The following is a 14,192-nucleotide window of genomic DNA, read 5'->3' on the forward strand; positions in this document are numbered from 1 at the left end:
CGTGGAATATTCCAAGTACCTGGCGATCCTCGGCCGCGAGGCGGTGCGGGGGATGGGGCCAAGGTCGTGAGGGCCGGACGTCCAGGCGCGGCCCGAAGCCGAAGCGCGACAAGGCGGACGCGACGGCGTCTCCGTTTGGAGAGGGGGTGATTATGCAATTGATATCATGTCACCGTAATGCGGGGATGGCGCCTGGGCAGTTTAAGTAAACTGGCGCCGTAATCCGTAGTTCTGATCTTGGATCATCACACTAAGTGTGATACATGGCTTTGACATATGGAAGCCATGGATGCGTCTCTACAAGAATGGCTGGTTCGAGAAATATACCCGCAAGGAGAAGATCAGCGATCAGGCCCTGTGCGACGCGGTCAGCCGCGCGGAGCGAGGGCTGGTGGACGCCGATCTCGGCGGCGGCCTGATCAAGCAGCGGGTGGCGCGCCCCGGCGCTGGAAGATCAGGCGGCTACCGGGTGATGGTCTTCTATCGCTCCGGCGACCGTGCGGTGTTCGTCTACGGGTTCGCCAAGAGCGACCGGGCCAATCTGAACCGGGACGAGGTGGCAACCTTCCAGGCCGCTGCAAAGGTGGTCTTGGGACTGTCGCAGGCGCAGATGACGGCCGAGGTGGCGGCGGGACGTTGGACGGAGATGCGGTGCGATGACCAAGACCTATAGGAGCGAGGCCCTGGCGGCGGTGCACGAGATGATGGAGGGCCTGCATGAGGCCGGCTCCATCGACAAGCAGACCCTGCGCACCTTCGATCTGGCCTGCCTGACCCCGACGCCGCCGCTGGCGCCAGAGGAAATTCGGGCGATCCGGGAGGCTGAGCATGTGTCCCAAGGCGTGTTCGCGCGCTACCTGAATGTCTCCACCAACCTGGTGTCCGACTGGGAGCGGGGGCAGAAGCGACCGGGCGGACCCGCGCTGCGACTGCTGGCCATCGTGCGGAAGAGCGGGCTTGCGGCCCTGGCCTGACCGCCCCGCGCAGCCTCCATGATGGCGGCCTCCCGCCTGCCCCCGCGACTGCCATACTCGCGCGCGATGACTTGTCCGGCGCGGCTCATCACCGTAATTCCGTGTCCCCGCTTTCCGCCCCGGAACCGGCTTCCACTTCAGGCCATCAAGCTCTAGGTTTAGAGGCGCGTCGCATCTATCGGATGGGATTTTCGACCCCTCATCCGACCCTGCTCCGCAGGGCCACCTTCTCCCGCAAGGGGAGAAGGAACCGAGACCTCAAGACTTGAAGGCCTGACCTTGCAGAACCTGCGCTCCATCCTCTTCGTCATCTCCTTCTATGTCTGGTCGGTGTTCATCTCGCTGGTGATCCTGACCCCGCTGCTGATCGCGCCGCGCAGCTGGACGGTGGCGGTGTTCCATCTGTGGAGCCGGGGGATCATCTGGCTGCTGAAGGTGGTAGCCGACATCAGGGTGGAGGTGCGCGGCCGGGAGTTCATCCCCACCACCCCGGCCCTGGTGGCGCCCAAGCACCAGTGCATGTTCGACGTCTTCGCCCAGTTCTCCCTGCTGCCGGACGCCTGCTACGTCACCAAGAAGGAGCTGATGTGGATCCCCTTCTTCTCGTGGTTCGCCAAGAAGGCGACCATGATCGAGGTGGACCGCAGCGCCCAGGCCGCGGCCCTGCGCAAGATGGTCAAGGACGCCAAGGAGCGGTTCAAGATCCCGCGCCAGCTGGTGATCTTCCCCGAAGGCACCCGGGTCGAGCCCGGCGTCCCCGGCGACTACAAGCCCGGCATCGCGGCGCTGTATCGCGAGCTGGACCTGCCGGTCTATCCGATGGCCACAAACGCCGGGGTCCACTGGCCCCGCCACGGCTTCCAGCGCATCCCCGGGACCATCGTCTTCGAGTACCTGGAGCCGATCCCGCCGGGGCTGAAGCGGGCGGAGTTCATGCGCACCCTGCAGGAGGCCATCGAGACGGCCACCAACCGGCTGGTCAACGAAGATCCCGCTCATATTGGTCGACCATACCCAGCAGACGCGACATGACCGCGTCGTGGACGCCTTCCTCGCGAAGGTGCTCCACCAGGTCGCGCAGGTAGTCGACATTCCTGCCCGACAGGCCCGTCGCCCCGGCGATCAGCTCGGCCTGGCGCTCCAGGCTCAGCGCGCCGGCCCATTGGGGGTGGCCGGTGTCGGAGAGGAAGACCAGGGTCTCCACCCGGCGGCCGTCGGCCAGGCGCACGAAGGCGGCGCTCTCCACATAGGTCTCGGTGGGCTGTTCGCGCTCGCGCAGATAGGCGTAGGTCTCGCTCCAGGCCGCCTCGTCCACCCGATAGGCCGCCCCGCGCACCGCGCCGCCCGGCGCGAGACCCAGCACCAGGCCCGGGCGTTCATAGGTGCCCCGGTGATGGACGGAATAGATGCAGAAGGCGCGGCGGCGGCCATGTAGGGTGGCGCCCTGGCGCTCGACATAGTCAAAGCCAGGCCGCCACATCAACGACCCGTAACCGAAAACCCAACGCTCAACAGACATGGCCCGCCGTTCCAAGACCCCCGAGACTCCCCCTGTGCCCGATCCGGAACCCGCCCGCAAACCGCGACGGTTCTGGCTCTACGCCCCCTTCGTCCTGCTGCTGGTCGGCGTGGCGCTTTGGACGACGCTCTGGTTCCAGGTGCGCGGTCAGGCCGCCACCCGGATGGACGCCGCCGCCGATCAGCTGCGCGCCGCCGGCTACGAGGTCTCGTGGAAGGACCGGGTGCTGGGGGGCTATCCCTTCCGCCTGGACGTGGTGCTGACGCAGGCCCGCGTCCGCGATCCCTCCGGTTGGGCGGTCGCCGTCCCGAAGCTGGAGGGCGAGGCCTTCCTCTATTCCCTCGGCCACTGGATCATGGCCGCGCCCGAGGGCCTGACCGTGACCCGGCCCGTCGGCGGCGCGGTCGAGGTGCGTGGCGAGCTGCTGCGCGCCAGCCTGGGGGACCTCGGCAAACGCCCCCCCAGCTTCTCCTTCGAGGGCCGCAAGCTGACCTTCGCGCCGGGCGCGGGCGCCCAGCCCTTCGGCCTGTCGTCCGCCGACAAGGTGGAGCTGCACCTGCGGCCCGGCCCCGACGACCAGGGGGCGGTGATGTTCAAGCTCGACAACGGCAAGGCCCAGCTCAGCGGCCTGTTCGCCCGCCTGGCCGGCGACAAGCCCGTCTCCATCGTCTGGGACTCGGTGCTCACCAAGATAAGCGGCTTCAAGGGCCAGACCTGGCCGGCGGCGGTGCGGGCCTGGAGCAATGGCGGGGGCCTGATCCAGGTGCGTCAGGCCGGGGTCACCGCCGGCGACGCCCTGATCGGGTCCCAGTCCGGCCAGCTCGGCGTGGGCTATGACGGGCGGCTGGTGGGTTCCATGGACGTCACCCTGCGCCAGGCGCCCCAGGCCCTGGCCGCCATGGCCGCCAACGGCTCGATCCCGCCGGAGACGGCTCTGGCCGCCGCGGCCGTGGCCGTCGCCCGCGAGGACGGCGCCTCGACCGCGCGGGCCACCCTCACCTTCGAAGCCGGGCGCACGACCCTGGGGCCGGTGGCCATCGGACCCTCGCCCCGGATCTACTGAGGCTCGGACAGCCACGCTGAGGCCGGCAGGTCCCGCGGCGTGGCGCACAGGGCGTGGGCGCCGGCGTCCAGGAGTTCGGCCTCCGAGCCATAGCCCCAGAGCGCCCCGATGGCGGTCAGGCCGTTCTTGCGGGCGGCGACCATGTCGTAGCTGCGGTCGCCCACCATGACCGCGCGGGCCGGGTCGATCCCCTCGGCGCCGATCATGTGGGCGATGAGCTCGGCCTTGTCCTCGAACCGTCCGCCGGGCTCGGCGCCATAGACGCCCGCCAGATAGGGACGCAGGCCGAAGTGGTCGGCGGTGGCCTCGGCGAAGGGCTGGGACTTGGCGGTGCAGAGGAACACCCTGCCCGCATAGGCCTCGCGCAGCTCCGCCAGGGCCTCGAAGATCCCCGGATAGACCGCCGCCTCCTTCAGGCCACGCTCGGCGACATAGGCGCGGTAGAGCCGCACCCCTTCCTCGACATCGCCCTCCTCCCCCAGCAGGCGGCGGAAGGACACGCGGATCGGCGGGCCGATCATCGACAGCAGGTCGTTCTCGGCCGGGATCTCGCGACCCATCGCGGTCAGGGCGGCGCGGGCGCCGCCGAGGATGCCGGGGGCCGGATCGGTGAGCGTGCCGTCCAGATCGAGCAGCAGGGTCGGGGCCATGACCGAGCCTAGACGAGCCGTGTCGGCGTCGCAAAGTCGGCAACCGGTTTCCCGTGCAACTTTATTGCGGCGGACGGCCCTATTGCGCGGGGTCGCGCGATGACTTAAGCGCCGAACCTTCGTTTTCGGGGGACAAAATGGCCGACGCCGATCCCAAGCCCGCCGCGCCGTCGCTGGACGCCGTGCGCGCGCGCCTGGACGAGATCGACGGCGCCCTGCTGGCCCTGATCGACGAGCGCGCCGGCCTGGCCAAGGATGTGGCCGCCGCCAAGCAGGCCGCCGGCGACGGCGACAAGTTCGCCCTGCGCCCCGGGCGGGAAACCGCCCTTCTCCGTCGACTTCTGACCAAGGAGCGCCTGGCGGCGAGGCCCGGCCTCGTCGTCCGCATCTGGCGCGAGCTGATCGGCGACAGCCTGTCGCGCCAGGGGCCCTTCCACATCACCGTCTGGGGCGGCAAGGACGCCGCCCGGTCGGTGGAGCTGGCCCGCCATCGCTTCGGCGCCGCCCCGCCCCTGCGCGCCACCCCCAAGGCCGAGGAGGCGCTCGCCGCCGCCAAGACCCTTGGCGGGGTGGGGGTCCTGACGCTCGCGGCCGACACCCCCTGGTGGGGCCGGCTGCTGGCCGATCCCAAGCTGCAGGTGTTCGCAGCCCTCCCCTGCCTGGCCGCCTGGGGGCCGATGAGCGCGCTGGCCGTCGCCGAGGTGGAGGTGGAACCCACGGGCGATGACCGCACCTTCTGGGTCACCGACGCACCCGGCTCCGCCGCCGCCATCGAGGAGGCGCTTTCCCGCGACGGCGTGGCCGGGGACCTGATCGCCGAGGCCGGCGGCCTGAAGCTTTTCGCCCTGATGGGCTTCTACCAGGCCGGCGACGAACGCCTGGCCCGGGCGCCCGGGCGCCTTTCCGGGGTTATCGGGGCTGCGCCGGCGCCCCTGGACGTGTAAGAGGCGGGCCTCATCCCCGCTTGAAGCCTCCCATGTCCGACACCGTCCTCGACCGCGCCGCCGCCCCGCGCCCTACGCCGAAGCCCGGCATCCTCGACATCGCCTGCTATGTGCCCGGCAAGTCCAAGGTCGAGGGGATCGCCCATCCGCTGAAGCTGTCGGCCAATGAGAACGTCCTGGGCTGCAGCCCCGCGGCCAAGGACGCCTTCGCCGGCGCCGTCGACCAGCTGCACATGTATCCCGACGGCCGCACCACGATCCTGCGGACCGCCATCGCCGAGAAGCACGGCTTGGCCCCGGAGCAGCTGATCTTCGGCTGCGGCTCCGACGAGATATTCCAGCTGCTGAACCAGGCCTTCCTGGAGCCCGGCGACAACATCGTCCAGGGGGAGTTCGGCTTCGGCGCCTACGCCATCGGGGCGCGGGCCTGCGGGGCGCAGGTCAAGCTCGCCAAGGAGATCGACCACCGTATCGACGTCGAGGCCCTGCTGGAGCAGGTGGACGCCCGCACGCGCCTGGTCTTCGTCGCCAATCCCGGCAACCCCACCGGCACCTGGATCACGGGCCAGGAGGTGCGCCGCCTGCACGCCGGTCTGCCCGCCAGCGTCATCCTGGTGCTGGACGGCGCCTATGCCGAGTTCGTCGCCGATCCCCGCTTCGAGGACGGCATGTCCATGGTGGCCGAGTTCGAGAACGTGGTGGTGACCCGGACCTTCTCCAAGCTGCACGGCCTGGCCGCCCTGCGGGTGGGCTGGGCCTACATGCCCGCCCCGATCGCCGACGCGCTCGACCGCATCCGCCTGCCCTTCAACGTCAATATCCCGGCCCAGCTGGCCGGGGTCGCGGCCCTGGGCGACGAAGACTTCCAGGCCCGGTCCCTAGCGCTGATCGAACAGTGGCGGCCGTGGTTGACCCAACAGCTCGGCGGGATCGGCCTCGACCCCGCGCCCTCGGCGGCCAATTTCGTCCTGGTGGGATTCCCGAAGACCCCCGGCAAGACCGCCAGGGAGGCCGAGGCCTATCTGGCGTCGAAGGGGATCATCGTGCGCGGGGTCGGCGGCTACGGCCTGCCCGACCACCTGCGGATCACCATCGGCCTGGAAGCGCACAACCGCGCCGTGGCCGAGGCGCTCGCCGCCTTCATGAAATCCTGATGGGCGAGATCATCTATCCCCGCATGGCGGTGATCGGCTGCGGCCTGATCGGATCTTCCGTCATCCTGGCCGCCCGGGAGGCCGGCGTGGTCGGCGAAGTGGTCGTCGCCGACCTCAGCCCCGCCCACCGCGACCGCATCGTCGAGCTGGGCTACGCCGACAAGGTCACCGGCGACATCGCGCAGGCGGTCGCCGGCGCCGACCTGGTGGTCTTCGCCGTCCCGGTCCTGGCCATGGGCGAGGCCGCCAAGGCCGCCGCGCCCGCCATGAAGCCCGGCGCCACCGTCACCGACGTGGGCTCGGTGAAGGGCTCGGTCGCCGCGGCGCTGACCGCCGCCCTGCCCGACAACGTCTTCATCGTGCCAGGCCACCCGATCGCCGGGACCGAGCACTCCGGCCCCGACGCCGGCTTCGCCGAACTGTTCCAGAGCCGCTGGGTGATCCTCACCCCGCAGCCGCGGCAGGACGACGCCTATCTCGAGGCCGTCAGCCGGCTCTCCGAATTCTGGCGGGGGCTCGGCGCCAATGTCGAACAGATGGACGACCGCCACCACGACCTGGTGCTGGCCGTCACCAGCCACCTGCCCCACCTGATCGCCTACAACATCGTCGGCACGGCCGCCGACATGGAGGAGGTCACCCAGGCCGAGGTGATGAAGTACTCCGCCGGGGGTTTCCGCGACTTCACCCGCATCGCCGCCTCCGACCCCACCATGTGGCGCGACGTGTTCGTGGCCAACAAGGAGGCGGTGCTGGAGATCCTGGGCCGCTTCACCGAGGACCTGCAGGCCCTGTCGCGGCAGATCCGCTGGGGGGAGAGCGACAAGCTGTTCGAGCTCTTCACCCGCACCCGCGAGATCCGCCGCGGCATCATCGCCGCCGGCCAGGAAAGCCCCGAACCCAACTTCGGCCGCGACCGCGGCAAACACTGAGGCGCGGTCAGGCCGCCGCCCGCTTGGCGATCTCCTCGGCGGCGCGGCCGGTGAGTTCGGCCATGTGGTCGAACTGCGCGGTGAAGGTTCCCAACCCCTGGGTCAGGCCGCGCAGTTCGGCGATCAGGTCCAGGCGCTCGGAGCGCGGCAGGCCCACCTCGATCTCGTCCCAGCCGGCCCAGCCCTCGCGGGGCTGGAAGCCCATGATCTGGCCCCGCCGGGCCGACACCGCCTGGGTGATCTTCGAGGTGCTGGCCGACGGCGCGTGGATCAACAGCTTCTCCACCGGCTCCAGCAGGTAGGGCGCGCACTGCGGCAAAGCCTCGCTCATGGCCAGGCGGCCGGCGGCGCGGAAGGCCATTTCCGAGGAGTCGACGCTGTGGTGGGAACCGTCGATCAGCACCACCTCAACATCGGTGACCGGGAAGCCAAGGGGCCCCCGCTCCAGGGCGTCGCGCACCCCCTGCTCCACGGCGGGAATCCACTGCCTGGGCACCACCCCGCCGGTGATCCTCTGGCTGAAGGTCAGGCCTGAGCCGCGCGGGCCGGGCCGGATTTCCAGCACCACGTCGCCGAACTGACCGTGGCCGCCGGTCTGCTTCTTGTGGCGGCCACGCTGGGTGACGCCTTTGCGGATGGACTCCCGGTAGGAGATCTTCGGGCGGGCCTGGGCGACCTCCAGGCCGAAGCGGCGGCGCAGGCGCTCCAGGGTCACCTGCAGGTGCGCCTCCCCCTGGCCGGTGAGCAGGGTCTCCTGGGTCTCGGGGTCCAGCACCACGTGCAGGGCGGGGTCCTCCTCCGCCAGCCGGGCCAGGGCCGAGGACAGGCGCACGTCGTCCTTGCGGTCCTTGGCGGCGACGGAGAGGGCGTAGAGCGCGGGGGCCTGCGACCGCGTCAGCCGGGGCCGGCGAGGCTTGCCGTCCATGGAGATCACCTCGCCGGGATGGGCGGCCTCGATCTTGGCGATGGCGGCCACCTCGCCGGGCGCGGCGCGGTCGATCTTCTTCGTCGCCGCGCCGGTCAGCGCCAGCAGGCCGCCGGCGCGGCCGTGCTGGCCATCGGAGGCGGTCAGCTCCTCGCCGTCGTGCAGCTCACCCCCCATGACCCGGGCATAGGTCAGCTTGCCGGCCTGGCCGGCGTATGAGGTCTTGAAGGCGTAGGCGCAGGGCCCGGTGAGGCCCAGGCGCTCGGCGGCGCGCTCCACCTCCGGGGTCTCGTGGCGCAGGGCCTTGAGCAGGCGGCGCACGCCCCAGCCGTTGAGGGCCGAGCCGAAGAAGACCGGCACGATCTGGCCCTGGTTCATCTCGGCCATCAGGTCGGCGAACACCTCGTCCTGGCTTGGGGTCAGGTCCGAGAGCAGCTGCTCCATCAGGGCGTCGTCATAGTCGGCCAGCTGCTCCAGCATGTGGAAGCGGGCCTGCGCCTCCAAGCTGGCGATCTCGGCGGGCAGGTCGATGCGCTCCGAGGGCTGGCCGGGGCGGTAGACGAAGGCCCGCTCCAGGGCCAGATCCACGAAGCCGGTGACATGCTCGCCCTCCACCAGGGGGATCTGCCGGGCCACCAGGGGCGCGGCGCTCACCGGGGCCAGCGCGGCCAGCACCTCGTCGAGGGTCCCGCGCGCCTGGTCGATCTTGTTGACGAAAACGGCCCGGGGGACCCCGAGCCGTTCCAGCTCCTTGAAGACCGGCGCCAGCAGGGCGGCGCGGCCCGGCTGGGGGTCGGCGACAATGACCGCAAGGTCCACGGCGGGCAGGGCCAGGTCTCCGGCGGCGGAGAACTCCGTTGAGCCGGGCGCGTCGATCAAGGCGTAGCGGTCGCCCATGAACGTAAAGCCGGCGACGTTCAGCTCCACCGACTGGCCTCGCTGCCTTGCCTCCGGGCTGGCGTCGCCGACGCTGGTGGTTCCCACCTCGCCCTGGCGCGGGAGGGTCCCGCTGGCGAACAACATGGCTTCGAGAAGCGTCGTCTTGCCGGTTCCGGCCGCCCCGACGAGGGCGATGGCGCGCACCGAGCCGTTATGGCCATGAGCCATGATCGGATCCTCCGCAATTTGGCGTACGCGCCGCTTACGGGCGTGACCGCCGGTGGACTCACCGTTCACCCGCGCGCCGCGCGGCGCAAGCGCTAGGGTGGGGCCGCACCGTCGATTCGCACGGAGTTTTGAAGGGATGACGTCCTTGAACGGCTACGCATGGCTCGGCATCGCCATCCTCGCCGAGGTGATCGCCACCACCGCCCTGAAGGCCTCCGACGGCTTTTCGCGCCTGGTCCCGTCGAGCATCACCGTGGCGGGTTACGGCGTGGCCTTCTTCTGCCTGTCCCACTCCATGCGCACCGTGCCGGTGGGGATCGGCTACGCCATCTGGTCGGGGATCGGCATCGTCCTGATCACCCTGCTGGCCTGGCTGCTGTTCAAGCAGCGCCTCGACCTGCCCGCCGTGCTCGGCATGGGGATGATCCTGGCCGGGGTGCTGGTGATCAACCTCTACTCCAAGGCCGTGGTCTAGAGCTGTTCCCGTTTCGAATGAATCGAAACGGGGCTCTAGAGTCCTGGCTTGGTCGCTCTTCCCGACCGCCTGATTTGATCCAAGTCAGGCGGGAAACGCTCTAGGCTTGGCCCTTGATTTCCAGCTCGGAATGATAGGCTGTTTCGCAGGATCGCCGGGGACACGACATGGCCGACCAGCCGACGCGCGCGCGCTTTGAAGCCCAGGTGGCGAGCGGGGGAGACGGTGAGGACGCCCGTCGCCTGGCCGCGGCCATCCGCGCCGGCGGCGAGGGACACGGCGAGCTGGCCGCCCTCTTCGTCCACGCCGCCATCGCCGCCCCCGAGCGGCTGGCGGTGATCTATGACGCCGCCACCGAGGGCTGGCTGGGGGTCGCCCCGCGCGGGTTGATGATCGAGGCCCACGGGACGCCCGCCGTGATCGACCCGGCCTTCTGGGGCCCCTTCTGGGACCTGGTCGACGATCCCGACGCCGGGCGCTCGGCCGGCGACATCACCGAGCGCACGGCGGCCCTGGCCGGCCTGATGACCCCGGCCTTCAGAACCCGGGTCGCCGGGACCGCGCGGCTCTATCCCGGGGTCAAGGAGGCCGCCGCGGTCGGCTATCCCTCCAGGTTCTCCCTGGAGGCCCTGGCCCGCTGCCCAGAGGGGTCGCTGGGGGCGGAGTTCCACGACCTGATCGTCGACAACGGCTTTGACCTGGAGGTCCTGGACCGCGAGGCGCTGGGCCTGGCCGACCTGCCGGCCCCGCTGGACTATCTCAACGCCCGCATCCTGCAGTGCCACGACCTCTGGCACATCCTGGCCGGCTACCAGACCACCATCCTGCATGAGGTGGCGATCTCCGGCTTCCAGATGGCCCAGTTCGGCCACCACTATTCCTCGATGTTCCTGGCCGTGGTCACCAGCAAGATGGCCCTGAACCAGCCCGAGGCCCTGCCCCTGTTCCTGGACGTGATCCTCACCGCCTGGACCCATGGCCGCCAGTGCCCGCCCCTGATCGGCCTGGACTGGGAGACGCTGTGGGACCAGCCGGCCGAGGCGATCCGCGCGGCCACGGGCGTCACCCTCTACGCCTCCCCCTACCCCGCCGACCTGTTCGAGCAGCTTCAGGCGGCCTAGTCGACCACGGCGTCGGCCTCCAACTCCACCAGCCAGTCGGGATCGATGAAGCCGGAGACTTGGACGAAGGTGCAGGCGGGCCGCGCCGCGCCGAACACCTCGCCATGGGCCCGGGCGGCCTCGCGCCATCGAGTAATATCGGTGAGCATGACCCGGGTGCGGATCACGTGCTGCGGCCCCGCCCCGGCGCCTTCCAGGGCCGCGACGATGATCTCCAGGCAGCGCCGGGTCTGTTCATAGACGTCGCCGACCCCGTGGGTTCCGCCGGCCGCCGCGATCGGCGCCGTGCCGGCCACGGCGATGACATTCCCCACCCGCACCGCCCGGGAAAAGCCGATCTCCGGCTCCAGGGGCGATCCCGAACTGACCCGTCGCCTCATGGGATCCCCAAGAATTCCGTCGTGGCCTCGATGGCCTCCACCAGGCCGACGCGCTCGATCTTCACGCCCTCCGGCAGGCCGGAGAACAGGCGGGTGGGCGCCGCGGCGTCCAGCATGACGAAGACCCCCTGGTCGTCGGCCCGGCGGATCAGGCGGCCGAAGGCCTGGCTGATGCGGTTGCGCGCCACGCTGTCGTCATAGGCCTTGCCGCCGAAGCGGACCCGCCGGGCCTTGTGCAGGATGTCGGGGCGGGGCCAGGGCACGCGGTCGAAGACCAGCAGCCGCAGCGAGCGGCCCGGCACGTCCATCCCATCCCGCACCGCGTCGGTGCCCAGCAGGCAGCTGTCGTGCTCGGCCCGGAAGATGTCCACCAGGGCGCCGACCTCCAGGGGATCGACGTGCTGCGCATACAAGGCCAGGCCCTTGTCGGAAAGCGGCGCGGCGATCCGCTCATGCACCGCGCGCAGCCGGCGGATGGCGGTGAACAGGCCCACACCCCCGCCCCCGGCGGCCAGGAACAGCTCGCGCATGGCCGCGGCCACCTGGCGCGGATCGTCACGGCCGACATCCGTCACCACGAAGGCCCGCGAATTGGTCTCGTAGTCGAAGGGCGAGGCCAGGCGCAGGGTCTTGGGCCGGTCGGGCAGGCGCGCGGCGCCGGTGCGCATCTCGGCCAGGGCGAAGGGATCGGCGAGGGTGGAGTCGGCCAGGGTGGCGCTGGTCACCAGCACCCCGTGGGCCGGGGCGATGACGGTGTTGGTGAGCGGCTCGGTGGGATCGACCCAGTGGCGGCGGCAGGCGGCGTCCACCACCCGGCCATAGAGGAAGGTGGCGTCGAACCAGTCGACGAAGTCCGGGTCGTCCTCGGAATCCTCGTCGATGGCCCGCAGCATGGAGCGCCAGGCCGGCAGGGTCATGCGGGCGCGCCGATCCAGGCCACGCAGCGCGCCCTCGATGCGCGCGCGGTCGCCGGGCGGCAGGGTGGCGGCCTCGTCGTCCAGAACGTCCTCCAGGTGACGGGCCAGCGCCAGCAGCGGCGCCTCGATGGCGGCGAGCGCTGAGGCGGCGGCCCGCGCGGTCTCGCGCACCAGGTCCAGGGCGGGCCGGGCGGCGCATTCCATGCCCACCTCCGACGGCGCTGCCCGCGCGCGGAGTTGCTCGATGATGGCCACGACGAAGTGCTCGATGGGCCCCATCGGGTTGACCTCGCCATTGGGCGAGGCCACGCGGCCCGACCAGCCCTCGCCGGGCAGGGCGGCGGCGGCGCGGGTGGCGTCGACCAGGGCCCGCTTGGCGTCGTCGCGGTCGCCGAGCACCTCCATGAGGCGGGCCTCCAGGCCCCGACCCCGGCGGCCGCGCCCCTCGGGACCGCGTATCCAGCGGCGCAGCTCGGCGGACTCGGCGCCCGACAGGGCGGCGGCGAAGGCCGCGTCGGCGGCGTCGAACAGGTGGTGGCCCTCGTCGAAGACGATGCGCTTGAGCTGGGTGGTCTCGCCGTCGGCCTTGGAGCCCCTGGCGGCCCGGGCGCCGTCGAAGGCGGCCTGGGTGAGGACCAGGGCATGGTTGGCGATGACGATGTCGGCCCGCCGGGAGCCGCGCACCGCCTTCTCCACGAAACAGGTGCGGTAGTGGGCGCAGCCGGCGTGGATGCACTCGCCCCGCCGGTCCACCAGGTTGGCCGCGCTGGCCTGGGCCACAGGCGGCACGGCGAACAGGGTCGGCAGCCAGGCGGGGAAGTCGCCGCCGGTCATGTCGCCGTCGCGGGTGGCGCGCACCCAGCGGGCGGTCAGCGCCAGGCCGATCAGGTCGGCCCCGCCGAGCTGGGCGGTGTTGGTCTGATCCTGGAAGTTCAGCAGGCAGAGATAGTTCTCGCGCCCCTTGCGGACCACGGCCTTCTTCGCCCGGATCTTGGGGTCGGGATAGATGGCGTGGCTCTCGCGCTCGATCTGGCGCTGCAGGGCGCGGGTATAGGTGGAGATCCACACCGCCGGCCCGTTGGCCTCGGCCCACAGCGAGGCCGGCGCCAGATAGCCCAGGGTCTTGCCGACCCCGGTGCCGGCCTCGGCCAGCATCATGCGCGGCTCGCCCTCCTTCTCGCGCGGCTGGAAGGCGAAGGCGGTCTCGGCGGCGAATTCGGCCTGCATGGGCCGCGCCTCATCCAGGCCCGCCTCCCGCAGCAGGTCCACCAGGCGCTGGGCGGCGGCCTCCGGCGCGATGGGGCGGGAGCCGGCTTCGCCGGGGGGCGCCTGCTCCTCCCACTCGGCGACGCGCGTCCAGACATCCATGCCCGAGCCGCGGAAGACGTTGCCCACCGGGGCCGAGCGCAAGGCGCCGATCACCGCGGTTCCCCAGGCCCAGCCTGCGCGGGCCAGGGTCTCACCGATGGCCAGCGCCTCCTCGCGGGAGGGCTCGGGGGTCAGGGCCAGTTCCGACAGCAGGGCGTGGCAGGCCTCGCGCAGCACCTGGGCCTGGGCCGTCGCGCCCTTGGGCTCGGGCAGGCCAAGCGCCAGGGCCAGGCCTGCGGCCGAGGGGGCGCAGAACCGGGCCGGCCGCACGAAGGCGAACAGCTCCAGGGCGTCGAACAGCCCCTGGGACCGGGCGGGCGTATGCACCCCCAGCCGCTTGGCGGTCATGCCGGCATGGGCCACCAGGACCGGGCCGTGCTCGAACAGGTCCCGCGCATCGGGCGCCCGCAACGCCTGCGCGCCGGATGCGTCGGCCACCGCGGCGCGGGGACCGGGCAGGACGACGAGGGCGGGGGCCAGGGCGAGACTCGGGGCAAGCGCGTTCACCGGCTGTGACTAACCGATTTTCGCGCCCAAGTCAGCGGCCGATGTTCTGGTTTTGATCCTCGCCCGCCCTGCCGTCGGCGACGGCCCTCGACCTGCCGCGATCCCGATCCCTCCCGGAACCGCGCGTCAGAAGGGCGCAGATGTCCTCAAAATGGT

The 14,192-nt window shown here is 71.0% G+C and carries 14 protein-coding genes; 9 read left to right on the forward strand and 5 right to left on the reverse strand.

Annotation, left to right across the window (positions count from 1 at the left end; translation table 11 throughout):
• Positions 1 to 289: 289 nt before the first annotated feature.
• The 3 genes from Q7T09_RS14890 (at position 290) to Q7T09_RS14900 (ending at position 2,006) form a co-directional block, all read left to right on the forward strand.
• A complete protein-coding gene (locus tag Q7T09_RS14890; RefSeq protein ID WP_304700703.1) occupies positions 290 to 673 on the forward strand; it encodes a type II toxin-antitoxin system RelE/ParE family toxin in 384 nt (127 codons plus the stop codon).
• Complete coding sequence (locus Q7T09_RS14895; protein WP_304700705.1) at positions 657 to 974, forward strand: DNA-binding transcriptional regulator; 318 nt, start codon at positions 657 to 659, stop codon at positions 972 to 974. The genes Q7T09_RS14890 and Q7T09_RS14895 overlap by 17 nt, the downstream gene beginning before the upstream one ends.
• Positions 975 to 1,253: 279 nt before the next feature.
• Entirely contained in the window at positions 1,254 to 2,006 is a 753-nt protein-coding gene (locus Q7T09_RS14900) for a 1-acyl-sn-glycerol-3-phosphate acyltransferase (protein WP_304700706.1), read from the forward strand.
• Here Q7T09_RS14900 and Q7T09_RS14905 read toward each other — a convergent pair.
• Positions 1,954 to 2,493, reverse strand: coding sequence for a gamma-glutamylcyclotransferase (locus Q7T09_RS14905; RefSeq protein ID WP_304700707.1), 540 nt, complete (start codon positions 2,491 to 2,493; stop codon positions 1,954 to 1,956). The genes Q7T09_RS14900 and Q7T09_RS14905 overlap by 53 nt on opposite strands.
• Between Q7T09_RS14905 and Q7T09_RS14910 the strand changes: the two genes are divergently transcribed.
• Positions 2,492 to 3,556: a DUF2125 domain-containing protein gene (locus Q7T09_RS14910; RefSeq protein ID WP_304700708.1), complete on the forward strand. Its 1,065-nt coding sequence runs from the start codon at positions 2,492 to 2,494 to the stop codon at positions 3,554 to 3,556. The genes Q7T09_RS14905 and Q7T09_RS14910 overlap by 2 nt on opposite strands.
• Here Q7T09_RS14910 and Q7T09_RS14915 read toward each other — a convergent pair.
• Positions 3,550 to 4,206 (reverse strand): HAD hydrolase-like protein, encoded by a 657-nt coding sequence (locus Q7T09_RS14915; protein ID WP_304700709.1) that lies wholly within the window; start codon positions 4,204 to 4,206, stop codon positions 3,550 to 3,552. The genes Q7T09_RS14910 and Q7T09_RS14915 overlap by 7 nt on opposite strands.
• Before the next feature lie 137 nt (positions 4,207 to 4,343).
• On the opposite strand from Q7T09_RS14915, the gene Q7T09_RS14920 reads away from it, so the two are divergent.
• The 3 genes from Q7T09_RS14920 to Q7T09_RS14930 are packed head-to-tail and all read left to right on the forward strand — an operon-like array spanning position 4,344 to position 7,236.
• The gene (locus tag Q7T09_RS14920) at positions 4,344 to 5,150 is read left to right on the forward strand and encodes a chorismate mutase (RefSeq protein WP_304700710.1); all 807 of its coding nucleotides are present in this window, start codon (positions 4,344 to 4,346) and stop codon (positions 5,148 to 5,150) included.
• A gap of 32 nt (positions 5,151 to 5,182) precedes the next feature.
• The gene (hisC, locus tag Q7T09_RS14925; protein ID WP_304700712.1) at positions 5,183 to 6,304 is read left to right on the forward strand and encodes a histidinol-phosphate transaminase; all 1,122 of its coding nucleotides are present in this window, start codon (positions 5,183 to 5,185) and stop codon (positions 6,302 to 6,304) included.
• Positions 6,304 to 7,236, forward strand: a complete 933-nt coding sequence (locus Q7T09_RS14930) for a prephenate/arogenate dehydrogenase family protein (protein WP_304700713.1) — start codon at positions 6,304 to 6,306, stop codon at positions 7,234 to 7,236. Before hisC ends, Q7T09_RS14930 begins: the two co-directional genes overlap by 1 nt.
• A gap of 7 nt (positions 7,237 to 7,243) precedes the next feature.
• On the opposite strand, the gene Q7T09_RS14935 is transcribed toward Q7T09_RS14930, so the two are convergent.
• Positions 7,244 to 9,268 carry an elongation factor G gene (locus tag Q7T09_RS14935; protein WP_304700714.1) on the reverse strand — a complete coding sequence of 675 codons (2,025 nt, stop codon included), beginning with the start codon at positions 9,266 to 9,268 and terminating at the stop codon, positions 7,244 to 7,246.
• 145 nt (positions 9,269 to 9,413) lie between these two features.
• Here Q7T09_RS14935 and Q7T09_RS14940 point away from each other — a divergent pair, with 145 nt between their 5' ends.
• Both Q7T09_RS14940 and Q7T09_RS14945 read left to right on the forward strand, forming a co-directional pair.
• Positions 9,414 to 9,743, forward strand: coding sequence for an SMR family transporter (locus tag Q7T09_RS14940; protein ID WP_304700715.1), 330 nt, complete (start codon positions 9,414 to 9,416; stop codon positions 9,741 to 9,743).
• A gap of 167 nt (positions 9,744 to 9,910) precedes the next feature.
• A complete protein-coding gene (locus Q7T09_RS14945; protein WP_304700718.1) occupies positions 9,911 to 10,864 on the forward strand; it encodes a Coq4 family protein in 954 nt (317 codons plus the stop codon).
• On the opposite strand, the gene Q7T09_RS14950 is transcribed toward Q7T09_RS14945, so the two are convergent.
• Both Q7T09_RS14950 and Q7T09_RS14955 read right to left on the reverse strand, forming a co-directional pair.
• Complete coding sequence (locus tag Q7T09_RS14950) at positions 10,861 to 11,244, reverse strand: RidA family protein (protein WP_304700719.1); 384 nt, start codon at positions 11,242 to 11,244, stop codon at positions 10,861 to 10,863. The two genes, Q7T09_RS14945 and Q7T09_RS14950, sit on opposite strands and share 4 nt — an antisense overlap.
• On the reverse strand, positions 11,241 to 14,036 hold the full coding sequence (locus Q7T09_RS14955; RefSeq protein ID WP_304700721.1) for an ATP-dependent DNA helicase: 2,796 nt from the start codon (positions 14,034 to 14,036) through the stop codon (positions 11,241 to 11,243). The genes Q7T09_RS14950 and Q7T09_RS14955 overlap by 4 nt, the downstream gene beginning before the upstream one ends.
• Between the last annotated feature and the right edge of the window lie 156 nt (positions 14,037 to 14,192).

The sequence above is a fragment of the Phenylobacterium sp. genome (assembly GCF_030645195.1).
Taxonomy (GTDB): Bacteria; Pseudomonadota; Alphaproteobacteria; order Caulobacterales; family Caulobacteraceae; genus Phenylobacterium.